Here is a 16785-nt window from a genome sequence, read left to right on the forward strand (position 1 = left end):
TGATTGAATGAGCGCGTGGCTTTACCGCCCCGCCAGAAACTCGGCGATCCAGCGCATGCCGCTATCATCCGTCTCGGCCTGCGGCGGCAGGCCCGGCTCGGCATCGTGTTTCGATAGGCAGTCGATCAGGTCAGAGAGATAGGCCCGGCTGAATTCCGGATGGAACTGCACGGATAAAATCGGCGCATCGCTATAGCGCAGGGCCGCGTAAGGACAGGTATCGCTCTGCGCAACAATCTCGCTGCCCGGCGGCTGCACAATCACCTGGTCCTGATGAAAGGCCGGCATCGCCACGCTGTGCGCCGCACCATCGAGGCGGGTTTCATACGTCTCCAGGCCCACGCGCCAGCCGATCTCGGCCTTCTGCACGCGGCCGCCCATCGCCTCGGCGATGATCTGGTGGCCGAAACACACGCCCACCATGGGGCGCTTCGCCCCGGCGGCCGCGCGGATGAAATCCTTCAAGGGCGCGATCCAGGGCAGGTCGTCATAGACGCCATGGCGCGACCCGGTCAGCAGCCAGGCATCGCGCGCCTCCGGCCCGGGCAAGGCCGCACCATTCACCACCGAAACGGTTTCGAACGTGGCAGAGGGCAGCAGGGGCTTAAGCTGCGCGCTGAACATCGCGGGATAGCTGATATAGGTGTTCCGCAATGCCTCGGGCACCGGACCACATTCAATAATGCCGATTTTCATAGTTTTTCTATTGAATCTAATTCACGGTTCAGTACGCAAGCGTAAAGTATTTTTCTTTGCAATATCTGTATTTGGTCATGGCATAAATATCTATGAATAGAAGTTGGAATATATATGAGTGTAAATAGGAGGGGGGAGTGGGGGTTTTTACATACAAATCTTCTATTGATTCCTGCTGGTTATGTCACTCTTCGATGAAGCCAAGCAGAGAGCACAAATTTAAGGCGACTGATATTCGCCGGCATTTTGGTTCTGATTCAATGTATGTTGCTACGTTTAGCGGCGACAAACGTGCAAGGCTTGCCCAAGGGCCAAATTCTAAAAATCTCAAGTATCGAAGCGTTATCTGTGAAAATTGCAATTCATCGGTAACCCAAGAGTCTGATTTTGCTTATGACAGTTTTATCAGAGCTATCGAAAAAAATGATGCAACAGGATTTGGTGCGCATCTCGTTTGGCAACAAGAAGAATTTAAGGAAGGTGGCTCTCTTTATATTCCTTTATTCCGTTATTTTGCCAAGTTATTGGGCTGCCACCTTGCAGATATTGAAGCGCCAATTCCGCGCCATTTAATAAGATTTGTAAAAAAAGAAACTGAAAGGAACTGTATTTTTCTGGATATCCGGAGTGATCCAACATATGCAACGCTTGACGCGCGGTTGCAGAATGAGCGCTTAAAATTTGCCGCTCATGGCGGGTTAGTTGTGATAACTGGGGGTCCGAAGGCCTTGCCTAGGAGGCTGCATTCGACTCTCTCTATCGGAAAATTTCAATTTATCTATGAATACAATTATACAAAATTTGAGATATGGGAAATGCAGGTCATTCAGCGTGAATTCATAAAATTATGCGTCACTGCATCGCAAAAGGCGGTCAGCAATCCTTTAGCGGAGGCCGACTTAGACCGTCTCGGACTCTGAGTGATTTCACCGCTCCGCCACCGCCAGCTTCGCACCGAGCGCCACGAAGGCCGCAGCAAAACTGCGGCGCAGCCACATCAGCACGCGCGGCCGGCTCAGCACATGGTCGCGGACGTAAGCCGCGAACAGGCCGTAGAGCGCGAACACGCCGAGCGTCATCGCCATGAATACGCCGCTCATGGCCAGCATCTGCGCCAGCGCGTCGGGCGCGTCGGCGGCCACGAATTGCGGCAGGAAGGCGAAGAAGAAGATCGAGAGTTTCGGGTTCAGCAGGTTGATGATGATCGCTTCAGTCGTTACCTGAAGGGCGGTACCCCGGTGCGGGCCCTTGCCGGTGAGCGACAGGCTGCCGCGATCCTGCCAGGTGGCCCAGGCCATCCACAGCAGATAGGCCACGCCGGCATATTTCACCGCGTCGAACAGCAGCGCGGAGGTGTGCAGCAGGGCGGCCAGCCCGGTGATCGCCGCGATCATGTGCGGCACGATCCCGAGCGTGCAGCCAAAGGCGGCGACGAGGCTGGCCTTCGCCCCGCGCGTCAGGCCGGCCGCCACGGTGTAGATCATGCCGGTACCCGGCGTGGCCACCACGATCAGGGCGATGATCAGGAAATCGAGGGTCATGACAGAGGCCATTGGGGCGGGCTCCTTGCGGATGATCTTTCGGCGCAGACTATTCGGCGGCTTCGGTTCCGGCCCCGGCGAAATTGGAGATTTCGACGCGGCCTTCGGGGAATTCTGCCACGATATGCAGGCGTCCGCCCATGGCCTCGATCACCCGCCGCAGGGTGCTGACATACATATCCGTGCGTTTTTCCAGCTTGGCGATGGCGGGCTGTTCCACCTGCAGCATCTCGCCCAGTTGCGCCTGGGATAGCCGCAGGGCCGCGCGCAGTTCCTGCAGCGGCATCTCGGCGCGCAGCTCGGCGGCCCGGGCCTCGGCACGGGCACGCGAGGCCGGGGTCATGCCGGCGCGCAGTTTATCGAAACTCTTGCGTCCGCTCATGGGATCAGTCCTTCGCGTTTCAGCTCCAGCAGATGCTCGTCATACAGCCGGTCGGCAACCGGCACATACATCTCGTAGAAGCGGTCGTTGCCGGTCTTGTCGCCGCCGATCAGCAGGATCGCCGCCCGCCGGGGATCGAAGGCGTAGAAGATGCGGATCGGCCGCCCGCCTGACTGCACCCGCAATTCCCGCATATGGCCATGCCGCGATCCGACCACCCCCGACGAGTACGGGAAGGGCAGGTGTGGCCCACGTTCCTCCAGCAGGGTCACCATCGCGGCGACATCCTCCTGCTGGGCTTCGCTCAGGCTCGCCCATACTTCTCCGAACTCGTCGGTATATTCGACAATATATGCCATGGAAGGAATATTCCATAGATGGAATTACATCAAGCGCCCTTGCTTTTTTGATGAGAACATGATAGGAACACATTATCAAGCAAAAATCGGAAATATATACTCAAGGTAGAAAAATTGGTTAACAGGAACACAAACGAAGCGTAACGAAGCAAAACGAAGCGTAACGAACCCGAACGATGCCCCAACGAATTGAAACGAAGCAAAACGAAGCGTAACGAACCCGAACGACGCGAAACGACGCCCGAGGCGACTTTAGCCGTGACCGCCGCTTTTCCGCAGTTTTCCCCGCCCGCGCCGTTGCCCGGTTTCGACTGGTCGCGGCCGCTCGTCATGGGCATCGTGAATGTCACCGACGACAGTTTCTCGGGCGATGGCCTGAAAGGCGATATTCCGGCGGCCATCGCGCGGGCCCGGGCCATGGCGACACAGGGCGCCGATATCATCGACCTGGGCGCCGAATCCACCCGGCCCGGCGCCGCGCCGGTCAGCCCTGAGCAGGAAATCGCCCGCCTGCTGCCGGTGATCGAGGGCCTGCGCGATCTGCGCATTCCGATCTCGGTGGATACGCGCCATGCCGCCACCATGCGGGCCTGCAGCAAAGCCGGCGCCGCGCTGATCAACGACATTTCCGCGCTGGACGGCGCGGGCAGCCTGCAGGCTGCCGCCGAAAGCGGCCTGCCCGTGGTGCTGATGCACATGCAGGGCGAACCGGGCAGCATGCAGCAGGCGCCGCATTACGCCGATGTGGTGGCCGAGGTGTATGATTACCTGCGGCACCGGATCGAAGCCTGCGAGGCCGCCGGCATTCCACGCGCGAAAATCATCCTCGATCCCGGCATCGGCTTCGGCAAGACGGCGGCGCATAACCTGTCGCTGCTGCGCGCCACGGCGAAATTCCGCGATCTCGGCTGCGCCCTGCTGGTCGGCGTGTCGCGCAAGAGCTTCATCGGCGCGGTCAGCAACGAGGCCGATCCCGCCCGCCGCCTGCCGGGTTCGCTGGCCGCCGGGCTGTGGGCCCTGTCGCAGGGGGCGAATATCCTGCGCGTGCATGATGTTCCCGAGACGGTGCAGGCGGTCAGAATCTGGCGCGGCATCGGGGAAGCGCCTGTTACGGATCGTAACGTCTGGTGATGGGCAAAACCCGCATCCGGACTGACTTTTTCGCATGTCCTGTGGCATAGTCCGCCGCCAGTACACGTATCCGGGACCCGATTCGCATGACCCGCAAATTCTTCGGCACCGACGGCATCCGCGGCCTCGCCAATACCGAACCGATGACGCCCGCCACGGCGTTGCGCGTCGGCATGGCGGCCGGGGCCTATTTCACCAACGGCGACCATCGCCATCGCGTGGTGATCGGCAAGGATACGCGGCTGTCGGGCTACATGCTCGAACCGGCGCTGGTGGCGGGCTTCACCGCCGTGGGCATGGATGTGTTCCTGGTCGGCCCGATGCCCACGCCGGCGGTGGCGATGCTGACCCGCGCCCTGCGCTGCGATCTGGGCGTGATGATCTCGGCCTCGCATAATCCCTTCCACGATAACGGCATCAAGCTGTTCGGCCCCGATGGCTACAAGCTGTCGGATGCCGCCGAGCGCGAGATCGAGGCGATGATCCTGGGCGAGGCCGAGCCGAAACTGGCCGAGGCGACGAAGCTCGGCCGCGCCAAGCGCCTCGACGATGCCGATGGCCGCTATATCGAATTCGCCAAGTCCACCCTGCCCAAGGGGCAGAAGCTCTCCGGCCTCAAGGTCGTGGTCGATTGCGCCAATGGCGCGGGCTACAAGGTGGCGCCCGCCGTGCTGTGGGAACTGGAGGCCGAGGTGATCTCCATCGGCGTCAAACCCGATGGCTTCAACATCAACAAGGATTGCGGCTCGACGCATCCCAAGGCCCTGCAGGACGCCGTGCTGGCCCATGGCGCCGATGTGGGCATCGCGCTGGATGGCGATGCCGATCGCCTGGTGATGGTGGATGAACGCGGCAGCGTGATCGATGGCGACCAGCTCATGGCGGTGATCGCCGAAAGCTGGCTGGCCCAGGGCCGGCTGAGCGGCAAGGCGCTGGTCGCCACCGTGATGTCGAATCTGGGGCTGGAACGCTTCGTCAGCGGCCTGGGGATCGAGTTGCTGCGCACCAAGGTGGGCGACCGCTACGTGCTGGAAGCCATGCGCGAGAAAGGCATCAACCTGGGCGGCGAACAATCGGGCCATATCATCCTCTCCGATTTCGCCACCACGGGCGATGGCCTGGTGGCCGGGTTGCAGGTGCTCGCCGCGTTGCGCGAGTCGGGCAGGAAGGCCAGCGATTTCTGCCGGCGCTTCACGCCCTATCCGCAATTGCTGCGCAACGTGCGCCACAGTGGCGGCAAGCCGCTGGAACTGCCGGCGGTGCAGCAGGCCATCGATGCGGCGGAAAAACGCCTGGGCAAGGCGGGCCGCGTGGTGATCCGGCCCAGCGGCACCGAACCGCTGATCCGCGTGATGGCGGAAGGCGAGGATCAGACGCTCGTGGAAACCGTGGTGGCCGATATCGTCACGGCACTGGAGCGGGCGGCGGCATGAGTTCCGGCGTCAAGCGTGGCCGCGTTCTGATTGTTGCGGGTTCGGATTCCGGCGGCGGCGCCGGCATCCAGGCCGATATCAAGGCGGTCACGGCATTGGGCGGTTATGCCGCCACCGCGATCACCGCGCTCACCGCGCAGGATACCGTCACGGTGCATGCGATCTTTGATGTGCCGGCCTCGTTTATTGCGCAACAGATGCGCGTGGTGCTGCAGGATATCGGCGCCGATGCGGTCAAGACCGGCATGCTGCATCGCGCCGACATCATCGAGGCCGTCGCCGATGCGCTGCAGCGTTACGCGCCCGATGTGCCGCTGGTGGTCGATCCGGTGATGGTCGCCAAGGGCGGCGCGCGGCTGCTGCAGCCACAGGCCGAGGCGGCCCTGCGCGAGATCCTGATCCCGCGCGCCACGCTGATCACGCCGAATTTGCCCGAGGCCGAAGCGCTGTGCGGCCTGCCGATTCCCGATGCCGCCGCCATGCCGGCAGCGGCGCAGGCCATGCTGAAACTCGGGCCGCGCGCGGTGCTGCTGAAAGGCGGCCATCTGCCGGGCGAGCAGCTTGTCGATCTGCTCTGCGATGCGCAGGGCAGCGAAAGCTTCACGTCATCCAGGCTGCATACCAGATCGACGCACGGCACCGGCTGCACGCTGGCCTCCGCGATCGCCACCGGGCTGGCCTTCGGCCTGCCGCTGCATGAGGTGGTGGTGCAGGCGCGTGCCTATGTGCGCAAGGCGATCGAGACCGCGCCGGGCTTCGGCCACGGCCACGGTCCGCTCAACCACGCGCATACTGTGCGGCGGAGTTAGACGACGGCACTCTAAACGACAGCGCGCCGCGCTTCCGGCCCGCGTTCCAGCAGCACGCGCAGGCGGCGCAAACCTTCCGCCACTTCGGCCCGGTCGGGCGAAGGCGCCAGCGACACGCGCACCCAGGGCGGCGGGTTGGGCCGGTTGTCGGGCACGAAGGACGTGCAGCTCGCGATGCGCACACCCTGGCCCAGGGCCTGGTTGGTGAATTCGTTCGGCCGCCAGGGGCTCGGCAGCTCCAGATAGCAATGCAGGCTGGCCGGATGCGATTTCAGCGTCAGGCCCTCGAATGTTTCGGTGGCAATCGCGTTGCGGATCGCCGATTCCTCACGCAGCCGCTCGACCAGGCTGGCCGCCGTGCCATCCTCGATCCATTGCCGCACGATCTCCTGGTTCAGCCTCGGATTGTTCACCGCCATGGCATGCAGCGCGTCGGCGAAGCGCTCGATCAGCGCCAGCGGCGCGGCGATCCAGCCCACGCGCAGACCCGGCGCCATGCATTTCGACGCGCTGGTGATGTTGATGGTGCGCTCCGGCGCCAGCACGGCCAGCGGCGTGGGCCGCTCGCGCACCAGGAAGCCGTAGACATCGTCCTCGATGATGGTGAGGTCATGCTTGCGCGCCACCGCCACGATCTCGGCGCGGCGCTCCTCGCTCATCATCACCGTGGTGGGGTTGTGAATCGTGGGCTGGATCAGCACCAGCCGGCTGCCGGTGCGGCGGGCGGCTTCGGCCAGGGCATCGGGCCGCATGCCTTCGTCGTCCATCGCCACGGCTTCCAGCCTCACCGGTCGCTGCTGTGCATTCTCGTGCACGCCGCCATAGGTGAGCGATTCCACCAGCATGGTTTCATTCGGCATGGTCATTGCGGTGATCACCACGGCCAGTGCCTGCTGCGCGCCGGCGGTGGCGATGATCTGCTCGGGCGCCACCTCCAGGCCGGTGCGCGCGATCCATTGTGCCGCCGCCGCGCGATGGGCCGGATCGCCCAAAGTCTGGCTGTAGCCGAGCAGGTTCTGCAATCCGCGCCGCTGCGACAGCTTCTGCAGCGAGCGGCGCAGGATATCGTCGTAATCGGGCAGGGTGGGTTCGTTGCGCGACAATTCGATCACGCCCGGCGTCGCCAGCCGCGGAATCTCGGCCTCATCGAGGCTGATCGCGTGGCTGCTGTCGTTCGAGAAGCTGCCATTCGCGCCCGTCTTCACAAAGGTGCCGCGGCCGACTTCGCCCGACAGCAACCCCTTCTGCTCGGCCAGCATGTAGCCGCGACTGACCGTGCCGACGGTGACGCCAAGCTTCCAGGCGAGATTGCGCTGCGGCGGCAATTTCGCGCCAGGCGGCAATTCGCCGGCCTGCACGGCGGCTTCGATGGCGGCGGCCAGCGCCTGGTAGCGCGGGCCGGGGAAAAGGTCGAGTTTGGGGATCCACATTGTCATGGTGACAATATTGGCATTGACGCGATCAAAGAGTCAATATTGTATCTGAATTGCCCGAATTGATCGGGTTCAATCTACACAAACCGCCCGGAAATGGAGGGGCAAGATGACAAATTGTATCGATACAATCGACCGGCCCTACGGTAGCGGCCCGGTCGAACGCGCGGGCAGCACGATCGGCCGGGTAATCGACCGTGCGGTCGCTGTCAGCGCCCAGGGCGCGATGGCCGCCGTGCTGATGCTGCTCGACTGGCAGCGCCGGGCCCGGGAACGGGCGCATCTGGCCGCTTTGCCCGACGATATTCTCAAAGATGTTGGCCTCAGCCGCGCCGATGTCGAAGCGGTCACCCACAAGTCAAGCTGGCTGCGCTAGGACCGAACCGTTAAGCCCCCCGGCTGCCGGCGTCGCGCGATGCGTTTCGCATCCGCCAGCGACGCCGGCCAAGTCGGCGAGATGCCAGATGACCCCGGATGACCACTGATCCCAACCGCGCTTTCCGTTTCATCGCCGCCGAGATGCGGGCCCGCCTGCCAGCCAGCGGCGGCCGGCGTTTCGCCATCGCGCTGGAACGTGGCGAGTTGCTGGTCGAATTCTATGCCCCCCAGCAGATCGATCATCAAAAGCCGCATGACCGGGACGAATGCTATGTCGTGGTGCGGGGCGAGGGGCGTTTTGTAATGGGCGACGAAACCGTGCCGTTCCAGCCCGGCGATTTCCTGTTCGTGCCGGCCGGCATGCCGCATCGCTTCGAGGATTTCGGCGACGACATGGCGGCGTGGGTGATGTTCTACGGGCCGAAAGACGGCTTGGCTGGTAACCGGCTCTAAACGGAGAAGTACAGATGCGACTGCCGATCTATCAGGTCGATGCCTTTGCCGAGCAGGTGTTCAAGGGTAATCCCGCCGCCATCGTGCCGCTGGAAAAATGGCTGCCGGAAGCAACGATGCAGGCCATCGCGTCGGAAAATAACCTGGCTGAAACGGCTTTCTTCGTGCCGGAAGGCGACGGCTTCGGCCTGCGCTGGTTTACGCCTGAGGTGGAGGTGGATCTGTGCGGCCATGCCACGCTGGCCAGCGCCTGGGTCATTTTCAACAAGCTGGATGGTGGCCGCAAGCGCATCGACTTCTCGACCAAGAGCGGCATCCTGACCGTGACACCGGATGGCGAAAGCGGCCGGCTCGCGCTGGATTTTCCCAGTCGCATGCCGCAAGCGGCGCAACCCTGCGCGGGCCTGATCGAGGCGATCGGGACGCCGCCGCGCGAAGTGATGGCCGGCCGCGATTATTTTCTTGTCTATGACGATGCCGCCATCGTGCGGAACCTGAAGCCCGACATGAACGGCCTGATGCAGATCGACAAATTCGCCGTGATCGTCACCGCGCCAGGCGACAAGCCGGGCATCGACTGCGTCTCGCGCTTCTTTGCGCCGGCCAAGGGCATTCCGGAGGATCCGGTCACTGGCTCGGCGCATTGTTCGATCGTGCCCTACTGGTCGAAGCGCCTGGGCAAGGCGGAAATTACCGCCTACCAGGCCTCGGCGCGCGGTGGCGTGCTGTATTGCCGCGACCAGGGCGAGCGCGTGCGCATGGCCGGTAGCTGCGTGCCGTATCTGGAGGGCAGCATCACGGTGTGATGCGCAGGGATTCAAATCTTGGCAGCCGCCCCGATGGCTGCCAGTGGCCGGTGCCCAAACCCGGCCGGGCGCGGTGCCTTCCCCTGTTAGGCATCGCGCCCTTTTCTTTTTCGGGGTAGAGGCCGCATGATGCATGTCATGACCGACTCGAAACCGACCATCACCATCGAACCCGTCAGCACGTCTGACGATCTTGCCGCCGCCAAGGCGCTGTTCCTGGCCTATGCCCAGTCGCTGGATTTCAGCCTGTGCTTCCAGGGCTTCGACGAAGAGCTGGCCGGCATGCCGGGCAAATACGATCCGACGCAGAACGGCGCGCTGCTGCTGGGCAAGGTGGATGGGGTGGCGCGCGGGGTGGTTGGCCTGCGCGATCTGGGGGACGGCGTCGCCGAGATGAAGCGGCTCTATGTCGATCCGGAAGGGCGGGGCCACAATCTGGGGCGCCTGCTGGCCGATGCGGTGATCGCCGAGGCCCGCCGGCTGGGCTACCGGCTCATGCGGCTGGATACCCTGCGTCGCATGGTGGCCGCCAACCGGATTTATGATGCCCTGGAATTCCGCGATATTCCGCCCTATTACGACAACCCCATGGATGACGTTCGGTATCGCGAGCTGAAATTATGAACATTGTTCATTTTTATGAACGGTGATACGGTTTTCTCATAAACGGAGGAAACCATGACCGCAGAGCCCATTGTTTTGTACGAGCGGGACGGCCGCATTGCCCGCATCACCCTGAACCGGCCGGAGCATCTGAACGCCATCCACGAAGACACGCCCGACCTGCTGCGGGCCGCCGTGGAGCGCGCCAACCGTGATGACGATGTGCATGTGATCGCGCTGACCGGCGCGGGGCGGGCTTTCTGCTCGGGCTACGACCTCAAGGCCTATGCCGAGACGCCGCGCCCGGTGAAGGGCAGCCAGGACATGCCCTGGGACCCGCTGGTGGACTATCAGTGGATGCGGCATGCCACCGACTGCTATTTCAGCCTCTGGCGCTCGCTGAAACCTGTCGTCGCCAAGGTGCGTGGCTTCGCCGTGGCCGGCGGCAGCGACATCGCCCTGTGCTGCGACCTGGTTGTGATGGCGGAAGACGCGAAGATCGGCTATCCGCCGGCACGCATCTGGGGGTGCCCCACCACGGCGATGTGGGTCTATCGATTGGGTGCCGAGAAGGCCAAGCGCATGCTGCTGACCGGCGACCTGATCGACGGCAAGACGGCCAAGGACTACGGTCTGGTGATCGACGCCGTGCCGGAAGATCAGCTCGACGAGCATGTCGAGGCCCTGCTGGCGCGTATTGCCTCTGTGCCGAAAAACCAGCTGATGATGCAGAAAATGATGGTCAACCAGGCCTATGACAATATGGGCCTGAACTCGACGCAGACACTGGCTACCCTGTTCGATGGCATCACGCGGCATTCTCCCGAGGGCGTGGCCTTCAAGCAGCGTTGCGAACAGATCGGTTTCAAGGCCGCTGTGAAGGAGCGCGACGGCGGCGATCCGCTGGCCTGGAAGAATGCCCGCTGAGACCACAGCAAATACCGGTACCGCCGCCGCGAAGCAGAAGCGCCGCGGCGCGGTGAAGGCATTCAAGCGCGAGGCCATCCTGCAGGCCGCGCGCGCCATCTTCGCCCGCGACGGCCTGGATGGTGCCACCTTGCGCGCCATCGCCGCCGAGGCCGGTGTGGCGGTGGGCACGGTGTATCTGCATTATCCGGGCAAGGAAGCCCTGTATGCCGACATGCTGGCCGGCTCGCTGGCCGACCTGCTGAAACACCTGCGTGAAGCGGTGGCGAAGACTTCGGCCGAGGATCACCTGCTGGCCGCCGCGCTGGCGTTTTATGGCTTCTACCGCGACCGGCCGGACGACCTCTATCTCGGCCTTTATCTTGGTCAGGGTCTCAAGCCGGTGAGCCTCAATCCCGAACTGGACCGCTTGCTGAACGGCCGCCTGATCCAGTGCTACACCGTGATGGGCGACGGTATCCGCCGGCTGGCGCCGCTGGAACCCGAGGCGCTGAAGGTCGAAACTGTGTCCCTGGCCGCCACCATCACCGGCGCGCTTATGCTGGAGGTAACCGGGCGCCTGAAAGTGCTGGGGGATGGCGGCGAGGCTGTGGTACGCCGGGCCGTACAGGGCCTTGTGGAACGCCTGACCAAGTAGTTGCGCTGCCCTTCCTGTCGGGCGAACATGGGCAGAATTAGAAAACAAGCCCGACCCGAGAGAGTTTCCGTGAGCAATTTCATCGAAAGCTACCGCGGCTCAGTCGCCGCCTGGGAATGCGACCAGTATGGCCACATGAACGTGCAGTTCTATACCGCGCGCTTCAGCGATGCCGCGGCCAGCGTGCTGCTGGCGGCCGGCTTCGGCCGCAAGGCTTTCGTCGAGCAGCGGCTTGGTATCGCCGCCGTGCAGTCGGACCTGAAATACCTGGCCGAGTTGCATGCCGGCGACCTGATCCGTATGGAAAGCGGCGTCACGATGGCCGAAGGCAGGAAGCTGCGCTTCCATCACCGGCTCTACAACACCGAAAGCGGGCAGCTCTGCATGACCGCCGATGTGTTCGGGCTCTGCCTCGATCTGGAGTCGCGCAAATCCGTCACCCTCCCGGCCGATATCGAGGCCGGCTTCCAGCGCGTGCTGGTGCGGGCCGACGAACCGCCCGTTGCCATGGCGCTGCCGCCGGTTGAACACGGCTTCCTGCCCAGCGGCCGTACCTTGGTCGCATCCTGGGAATGCGATCGCATGGGGCACATGAATGTGCAGTTTTATCTCGCGCGCTTTGCCGAGGCCGAGAAGCAGGTGCTGCTGGCGCTGGGCTATGGTCCGACGCGCCGCCGCGCCGACAGGGTGGCCGTGCGGCCGTTGCGGCATCGCATCCAGTTCAAGCGCGAGAATCACGAGGGCGCCGTGCTGCGCCTGCGCAGCGGCATCCGTGCCGTGGAAGCCGACCGCTTGCATCTCTATCACGAACTCTATGAGGACGAGACCGGCGTGCTGTCGGCCACCTGCGAGGGCACGGTGATCCTCGATGCGCTGGATGGCAGCGGCGCGCTGCCCCTGCCAGCCGACATGCGGCAGGCGGCGGAGACACTCGCCGCACAGCTCGTGGCGCCATCGCCGCCCGGCCCGGCCGGCAGCCTGCCCGTTCCATCGACGCCGGTGGATGGCATGTTCGAAACCTGCCGCGGCGCGGTCGACCGCTGGGAGGCGGAAGAAACCGGTCGGATGGCCACGCGTTTCTATATGGCGCGGTTCTCGGAAGCGGCCGGCAATATGCTGGCCGGCGGCGATCTGACCGCCGACCAGATGCGGCAGCAGGGCCTGGGGTCGGCGGCGCTGGATTATGCGATCGACTATATGCGGCCGCTGAATGTGGGCGATGCTTATTACACCCGAACCGGTATCCTGGAACTGCGTGAGAAGACCTGGCGCTTTTGCCATTTCCTGCTCGACAGCAACACCCATAAGCCGCTGGCCCGGGCCGAGATCATCGCCGTGCTGTTTGATCTGAAGGCGCGCAAGTCCATCGTGATGCCCGATCATGTACGGCGATCGTTTTCCAAGCGGCTGGTGATGCCGCAGCCGGCGGAATAGGGCGACGAGGGGAAGCGGCAGCATGGAAACCCTGCTCAATGTCTCGCTGCCATTCTTCGGCCTGATCTTCACCGGCTATGCCGCCGGCTACACGCGACTGATCACCGCCCAGGCCTATCTGGGCCTGAATGCCTTTGTGATCTGGTTCGCCCTGCCGGCCATGCTGTTCCTCAAGATGTCGGAAGCGCCGGTCTTCGAGGCATTCGATCCGAAATTCGTTGCCGCCTATACCGGCGGCGGGCTGCTGGCTTATGGCCTGGTGGTGGGTCTCAGCCGCCTGCTGTTTCCGATGAAATGGGGCGAACGCGCCGTGCAGGGCATGGGCGCCAGCTTCGGCAATGTCGGCTTCATGGGGCTGCCGATCCTGGTGACGCTGTTCGGCGATGCCGCCGTGCTGCCGGCCGTGCTGGTAATCGTGTTCGACCATATCCTGCTGATCCCGCTCACCACCGCGATCATCGAGGGCAGCGGCGGCGGCCATGCCTCGCTGGGGGCGATCTTCCGCAAGGTCGCCATCGGCATGAGCCGTAATCCGCTGATCCTCTCCACCTTCGCGGGCCTGATCTGGGGCCTGACCGGCTGGCACTTGCCGGTGCCACTGCATGCCCTGTTCAAGCTGCTGTCGGATGCCTCGGCGCCCTGCGCGCTGTTCGCGCTGGGGCTGACGCTGGTGGGCCGGCCGATCTCGGAAGGGCTGGAACAGGTGACGCTCACCGCCATCGGCAAGCTAGCGATCCATCCGCTGCTGGTCTGGATTCTGGCGGCCTATGTGCTGAAGCTGGATGCGTTCCTCACGGCGGTTGCGGTGATCCAGGCTTCGATGCCTACGGCGGCGAATGTCTATATCCTTGCCACCGCCACCAATACCTATGTGCAGCGCACTTCCAGCACCATCCTGGTGACGACGATGATCGCCACCGTCACCGTCTCGGCCTTCATGGTACTGTTCACGGCTTATTAGACGGTTTCGCGGATTTTCTCGCGGTCGCCGTTGCGCTTCAGACCCGGCAGGATCTTCGGCGCCGCCAGCATCAGCAGCACCAGCGCGCCGGTGGCGAATTTCAGGTCGGTGGGCGCCAGTCCCAGCGCCAGGCAGACCGAGATGATCTGGAAATAGACCACCGCGCCAATGATGGGTGCCAGCAACTGCCGCCACACGCTGTCGCGGCCCGTGATCAGTTCGCCGATGATCACGGCGGCCAGGCCGTTGATCAGCACGCCGAAGCCGATATTCACATCGGAAAAGCCCTGCGACTGCACGATCAGTGCGCCGGCAAAGGCGCAGAGCGCGCCGGCCGCGCCGAAACCCAGCACGATATGCCACCAGCTGTGGATGCCCTGGGCCTCGGCCATGTCGAGATTGGCGCCCACGGCGCGGAAGGCGATGCCTTTTTCCGTGCGCAGGAAGGCATAGGCCAGGCCCAGCAGCAAGGAGACGCCAATGCCGAGGAAGACGATCTTCTGCCACAGCGTGTTGTTCATGCCGGGCCAGATCATGTCGAACAGGTTGTCGAACTGAAACAGCGCGATGTTGGAGCGCCCCATGATGCGCAGGTTGATGCTGTAGATCATGGTGACGATGATGATCCCGGCCAGCAGCGATGAGATGCGGAATTTCAGCGACACCATCGCGGTGGCCGAGCCGGCCAGGAAGCCGCCAAAAGTGCCGGCCAGGATGGCCAGCGGCGGGCTGAAGCCGGCCGCGATCATGGCGCCGGCCACGCAGCCGCCAATGGGAAAGCTGCCTTCGCTGGTGAGGTCGGGAAAACTGAGCAGCCGGAAAGGCAGCATCACCCCGAAAGCGACGAAGGCATAGATCAGGCTTTGCGCCAGTGTCACCGGCACCAGCTCGTAGAACCGCAGCAGGATATCCATGATGCCTTAGCCAGCCAGAAGGATGCGGTCTTCCTTGTGGCGGAAGCGCGCAATCAGATCGTTGATGCCGAGGCCGGCCTTTTCCTCGCCCTTCGCCAGCAATAGAACCCTGCCGGCATCCAGCATCAGCAGCGTATCGCCGCAATCGATGGCGTGTTGCATGTTATGCGTCACCATCAGCGTGGTGAGCTTGCGTTCCTGCACCACACGCATGGTGGCCGCCAGAACGCGCTCGGCGGTCACCGGATCAAGCGCTGCCGTGTGCTCATCCAGCAGCAGCAGCTTGGGTTCGCCCAGCACCGCCATGATCAGCGACACGGCCTGGCGCTGGCCGCCCGACAGCGCGTCGATGTTGTCGCCCAGGCGGTTCTCCAGTCCCAGCCCCAGCAGGCTGAGTTCAGTGCGGTAGCGGGCACGGCGTTCCGCCGTCAGGCCCCAGCGCAAGCGGTGGGGTTCGGAGCGCAATTCGGCCAACAGCAGGTTTTCCTCCACCGTCATGCCGGCGGCAGTACCGATCATCGGGTCCTGGAATACCCGTGCGACGAGGCGGGCGCGTTTCCAGGCCGGTTCTCGGGTTACATCCTCGCCATCGATGGCGATGCTGCCGCCGTCCAGGGGAAACTTGCCGGCGATGGCATTCAGCAGCGTGCTTTTGCCGGCGCCGTTTGAGCCGATCACCACGCAGAAGGCGCCTTTGGCCAGGTCGAACCCGATGCCGTCCAGCGCAATCCGTTCGTTCGGCGTGCCGGGAAAAAAGCGTTTGCGCAGGTCAGTGACGGCCAACATCGTGTCGGATCACTCGGTCACGCATTTGCAGTCGGCCAGCTCGGCCGGCAGCTTGAGGTTCAGCTTTGCCAGCTGCTTGCCGCTGATTGCCGCCTCATGGTCGGCGGCCGAGGCGCGCACCGGCGGCAGGTCCTTCATCTTCGCGCCCTGTTTCAGGATTTTGTAGGCGACATTGGCGGCATTGGCGCCGACCTTGCCGTAATCAACGGCATAGCCGGCCAGCACGATGCCCTGCTTGGCGGCCTCGATACCGGCATTCAGCACGGGGATGCCGATCTGGCCGGCCGAGGCGGCGATCGCGGGCAGGCCGGGCTGGATCAGGCCGCCGGTGGGCGTATAGACCAGATCGGCCTGGCCTTTCAGGGCGGCGATGCGGATCGGGATATCGGCGGGATTGTCGATACCGGCGCCCACAACGCTGAAGCCGTATTTGCCGGCCGTGGCCTTCACCTGCTCAAAGACGGCGAGGTTGTTGTCCTCACCCGGATTATAGGCCACGGCGATGCGCTTGGCATTGGGCAGCAGCTTGCGTGCGAAGGCCTGCACGGCATCCATATCCTGCTGATCGGAAGCGCCGGCCATGTCCTCGGCGCCTTCGGTCCAGCTTGGCACCAGGCTGGCCTTCACCGGATTGTTCACGGCGGCGTAGACAATGGGGATGCCGCTGCCTTTCAGGGCCTGCTTGGCCGCCTGGGTCACCGGGGTGGCGATGGTGTAGATCATCGCCGGCTTGGTTGCCTTCAGCTTGTTGAGCAGCTGCGGCAGGAGAGCCACGTCGAAATTCGCCTGATCGATCTCGTAGACGACATCCTTGCCTTCGACGAGGCCAAGACGGGTCAGCTCGGCCTTGAAGGAGGAAACGGCTTTCTCAAGTTGCGGATGCGGGCCCCATTGCGCGATGCCGATCTTGATCGGCTGGGCCTGCGCCGAGGCGACGGAGACGCCGAGAAGAAGGGCCATGCCGGAAAGCATGCGGGCGAGATGCGAGAAAGCGTTCATGGAGGGGCCTCGCGGTTTTATGATGTGGTGCTGGATGTTTTAGGCATGAAAGAAATCGCTGTCCATGCGGATTTTCTCGTGCCACAGACATGCCGCGTCGTCC

Annotated in this window: 20 protein-coding genes; 12 read left to right on the plus strand and 8 right to left on the minus strand. The window is 63.4% G+C overall.

Annotated features, from left to right (window positions below):
• Positions 1 to 21 precede the first annotated feature (21 nt).
• Positions 22 to 696 carry a type 1 glutamine amidotransferase gene (locus ACE3OO_RS12365; RefSeq protein ID WP_374303293.1) on the minus strand — a complete coding sequence of 225 codons (675 nt, stop codon included), beginning with the start codon at positions 694 to 696 and terminating at the stop codon, positions 22 to 24.
• A gap of 137 nt (positions 697 to 833) precedes the next feature.
• On the opposite strand from ACE3OO_RS12365, the gene ACE3OO_RS12370 reads away from it, so the two are divergent.
• On the plus strand, positions 834 to 1616 hold the full coding sequence (locus ACE3OO_RS12370) for a hypothetical protein (protein ID WP_374303295.1): 783 nt from the start codon (positions 834 to 836) through the stop codon (positions 1614 to 1616).
• Positions 1617 to 1622: 6 nt separating this feature from the next.
• Here the strand turns inward: ACE3OO_RS12370 and ACE3OO_RS12375 are convergent, their stop codons facing one another.
• Genes ACE3OO_RS12375 through ACE3OO_RS12385 form a run of 3 tightly spaced genes read right to left on the minus strand, consistent with a single transcriptional unit; the run spans position 1623 to position 2978 of the window.
• On the minus strand, positions 1623 to 2249 hold the full coding sequence (locus ACE3OO_RS12375) for a LysE family translocator (RefSeq protein WP_374303297.1): 627 nt from the start codon (positions 2247 to 2249) through the stop codon (positions 1623 to 1625).
• 37 nt (positions 2250 to 2286) lie between these two features.
• Positions 2287 to 2619, minus strand: a complete 333-nt coding sequence (locus ACE3OO_RS12380) for an XRE family transcriptional regulator (protein ID WP_374303299.1) — start codon at positions 2617 to 2619, stop codon at positions 2287 to 2289.
• Positions 2616 to 2978, minus strand: a complete 363-nt coding sequence (locus ACE3OO_RS12385; RefSeq protein ID WP_374303301.1) for a type II toxin-antitoxin system RelE/ParE family toxin — start codon at positions 2976 to 2978, stop codon at positions 2616 to 2618. The genes ACE3OO_RS12380 and ACE3OO_RS12385 overlap by 4 nt, the downstream gene beginning before the upstream one ends.
• Positions 2979 to 3236: 258 nt before the next feature.
• On the opposite strand from ACE3OO_RS12385, the gene folP reads away from it, so the two are divergent.
• From folP to thiD, 3 genes are all read left to right on the plus strand, one after another.
• Complete coding sequence (gene folP, locus ACE3OO_RS12390) at positions 3237 to 4109, plus strand: dihydropteroate synthase (RefSeq protein ID WP_374303303.1); 873 nt, start codon at positions 3237 to 3239, stop codon at positions 4107 to 4109.
• Between the two features lie 80 nt (positions 4110 to 4189).
• Positions 4190 to 5542 (plus strand): phosphoglucosamine mutase, encoded by a 1353-nt coding sequence (glmM, locus tag ACE3OO_RS12395; RefSeq protein ID WP_374304691.1) that lies wholly within the window; start codon positions 4190 to 4192, stop codon positions 5540 to 5542.
• Positions 5539 to 6351, plus strand: a complete 813-nt coding sequence (thiD, locus tag ACE3OO_RS12400) for a bifunctional hydroxymethylpyrimidine kinase/phosphomethylpyrimidine kinase (RefSeq protein WP_374303305.1) — start codon at positions 5539 to 5541, stop codon at positions 6349 to 6351. Before glmM ends, thiD begins: the two co-directional genes overlap by 4 nt.
• A gap of 11 nt (positions 6352 to 6362) precedes the next feature.
• Here thiD and ACE3OO_RS12405 read toward each other — a convergent pair whose 3' ends face one another.
• Positions 6363 to 7787: a PLP-dependent aminotransferase family protein gene (locus ACE3OO_RS12405; RefSeq protein ID WP_374303307.1), complete on the minus strand. Its 1425-nt coding sequence runs from the start codon at positions 7785 to 7787 to the stop codon at positions 6363 to 6365.
• Positions 7788 to 7893: 106 nt separating this feature from the next.
• Here ACE3OO_RS12405 and ACE3OO_RS12410 point away from each other — a divergent pair, with 106 nt between their 5' ends.
• The 8 genes from ACE3OO_RS12410 (at position 7894) to ACE3OO_RS12445 (ending at position 13983) form a co-directional block, all read left to right on the plus strand.
• The gene (locus tag ACE3OO_RS12410; protein ID WP_374303309.1) at positions 7894 to 8160 is read left to right on the plus strand and encodes a DUF1127 domain-containing protein; all 267 of its coding nucleotides are present in this window, start codon (positions 7894 to 7896) and stop codon (positions 8158 to 8160) included.
• 98 nt (positions 8161 to 8258) lie between these two features.
• Positions 8259 to 8615: a cupin domain-containing protein gene (locus tag ACE3OO_RS12415; protein WP_374303311.1), complete on the plus strand. Its 357-nt coding sequence runs from the start codon at positions 8259 to 8261 to the stop codon at positions 8613 to 8615.
• Between the two features lie 14 nt (positions 8616 to 8629).
• Entirely contained in the window at positions 8630 to 9421 is a 792-nt protein-coding gene (locus ACE3OO_RS12420) for a PhzF family phenazine biosynthesis protein (RefSeq protein WP_374303313.1), read from the plus strand.
• A gap of 138 nt (positions 9422 to 9559) precedes the next feature.
• The gene (locus ACE3OO_RS12425) at positions 9560 to 10045 is read left to right on the plus strand and encodes a GNAT family N-acetyltransferase (RefSeq protein ID WP_374303315.1); all 486 of its coding nucleotides are present in this window, start codon (positions 9560 to 9562) and stop codon (positions 10043 to 10045) included.
• A 54-nt stretch (positions 10046 to 10099) separates the two neighbouring features.
• Complete coding sequence (locus ACE3OO_RS12430; protein WP_374303317.1) at positions 10100 to 10951, plus strand: crotonase/enoyl-CoA hydratase family protein; 852 nt, start codon at positions 10100 to 10102, stop codon at positions 10949 to 10951.
• The gene (locus ACE3OO_RS12435; protein WP_374303319.1) at positions 10941 to 11588 is read left to right on the plus strand and encodes a TetR/AcrR family transcriptional regulator; all 648 of its coding nucleotides are present in this window, start codon (positions 10941 to 10943) and stop codon (positions 11586 to 11588) included. The genes ACE3OO_RS12430 and ACE3OO_RS12435 overlap by 11 nt, the downstream gene beginning before the upstream one ends.
• A gap of 69 nt (positions 11589 to 11657) precedes the next feature.
• Complete coding sequence (locus ACE3OO_RS12440; RefSeq protein ID WP_374303321.1) at positions 11658 to 13022, plus strand: thioesterase family protein; 1365 nt, start codon at positions 11658 to 11660, stop codon at positions 13020 to 13022.
• A gap of 22 nt (positions 13023 to 13044) precedes the next feature.
• Positions 13045 to 13983: an AEC family transporter gene (locus ACE3OO_RS12445; protein WP_374303322.1), complete on the plus strand. Its 939-nt coding sequence runs from the start codon at positions 13045 to 13047 to the stop codon at positions 13981 to 13983.
• Here ACE3OO_RS12445 and ACE3OO_RS12450 read toward each other — a convergent pair.
• Genes ACE3OO_RS12450 through ACE3OO_RS12460 form a run of 3 tightly spaced genes read right to left on the minus strand, consistent with a single transcriptional unit; the run spans position 13980 to position 16682 of the window.
• Positions 13980 to 14897: an ABC transporter permease gene (locus ACE3OO_RS12450; RefSeq protein ID WP_374303324.1), complete on the minus strand. Its 918-nt coding sequence runs from the start codon at positions 14895 to 14897 to the stop codon at positions 13980 to 13982. The two genes, ACE3OO_RS12445 and ACE3OO_RS12450, sit on opposite strands and share 4 nt — an antisense overlap.
• A 6-nt stretch (positions 14898 to 14903) precedes the next feature.
• A complete protein-coding gene (locus tag ACE3OO_RS12455) occupies positions 14904 to 15683 on the minus strand; it encodes an ABC transporter ATP-binding protein (RefSeq protein ID WP_374303326.1) in 780 nt (259 codons plus the stop codon).
• A gap of 9 nt (positions 15684 to 15692) precedes the next feature.
• On the minus strand, positions 15693 to 16682 hold the full coding sequence (locus ACE3OO_RS12460; RefSeq protein WP_374303328.1) for an ABC transporter substrate-binding protein: 990 nt from the start codon (positions 16680 to 16682) through the stop codon (positions 15693 to 15695).
• Positions 16683 to 16785: the final 103 nt, after the last annotated feature.

Origin of the sequence: Ferrovibrio sp. (genome assembly GCF_041906005.1) — a bacterium.
Classification (GTDB): Bacteria; Pseudomonadota; Alphaproteobacteria; order Ferrovibrionales; family Ferrovibrionaceae; genus Ferrovibrio.

What these genes read in the sequence shown, in the direction of transcription:
- ACE3OO_RS12365 (WP_374303293.1), bottom strand. Translation starts at nt 696, where the DNA reads ATGAAAATCGGCATTATTGAATGTGGTCCGGTGCCCGAGGCATTGCGG.
- ACE3OO_RS12375 (WP_374303297.1), bottom strand. Translation starts at nt 2,249, where the DNA reads ATGGCCTCTGTCATGACCCTCGATTTCCTGATCATCGCCCTGATCGTG.
- ACE3OO_RS12380 (WP_374303299.1), bottom strand. Translation starts at nt 2,619, where the DNA reads ATGAGCGGACGCAAGAGTTTCGATAAACTGCGCGCCGGCATGACCCCG.
- ACE3OO_RS12385 (WP_374303301.1), bottom strand. Translation starts at nt 2,978, where the DNA reads ATGGCATATATTGTCGAATATACCGACGAGTTCGGAGAAGTATGGGCG.
- thiD (WP_374303305.1), top strand. Translation starts at nt 5,539, where the DNA reads ATGAGTTCCGGCGTCAAGCGTGGCCGCGTTCTGATTGTTGCGGGTTCG.
- ACE3OO_RS12405 (WP_374303307.1), bottom strand. Translation starts at nt 7,787, where the DNA reads ATGACAATGTGGATCCCCAAACTCGACCTTTTCCCCGGCCCGCGCTAC.
- ACE3OO_RS12410 (WP_374303309.1), top strand. Translation starts at nt 7,894, where the DNA reads ATGACAAATTGTATCGATACAATCGACCGGCCCTACGGTAGCGGCCCG.
- ACE3OO_RS12415 (WP_374303311.1), top strand. Translation starts at nt 8,259, where the DNA reads ATGACCACTGATCCCAACCGCGCTTTCCGTTTCATCGCCGCCGAGATG.
- ACE3OO_RS12420 (WP_374303313.1), top strand. Translation starts at nt 8,630, where the DNA reads ATGCGACTGCCGATCTATCAGGTCGATGCCTTTGCCGAGCAGGTGTTC.
- ACE3OO_RS12425 (WP_374303315.1), top strand. Translation starts at nt 9,560, where the DNA reads ATGACCGACTCGAAACCGACCATCACCATCGAACCCGTCAGCACGTCT.
- ACE3OO_RS12430 (WP_374303317.1), top strand. Translation starts at nt 10,100, where the DNA reads ATGACCGCAGAGCCCATTGTTTTGTACGAGCGGGACGGCCGCATTGCC.
- ACE3OO_RS12435 (WP_374303319.1), top strand. Translation starts at nt 10,941, where the DNA reads ATGCCCGCTGAGACCACAGCAAATACCGGTACCGCCGCCGCGAAGCAG.
- ACE3OO_RS12445 (WP_374303322.1), top strand. Translation starts at nt 13,045, where the DNA reads ATGGAAACCCTGCTCAATGTCTCGCTGCCATTCTTCGGCCTGATCTTC.
- ACE3OO_RS12450 (WP_374303324.1), bottom strand. Translation starts at nt 14,897, where the DNA reads ATGGATATCCTGCTGCGGTTCTACGAGCTGGTGCCGGTGACACTGGCG.
- ACE3OO_RS12455 (WP_374303326.1), bottom strand. Translation starts at nt 15,683, where the DNA reads ATGTTGGCCGTCACTGACCTGCGCAAACGCTTTTTTCCCGGCACGCCG.
- ACE3OO_RS12460 (WP_374303328.1), bottom strand. Translation starts at nt 16,682, where the DNA reads ATGAACGCTTTCTCGCATCTCGCCCGCATGCTTTCCGGCATGGCCCTT.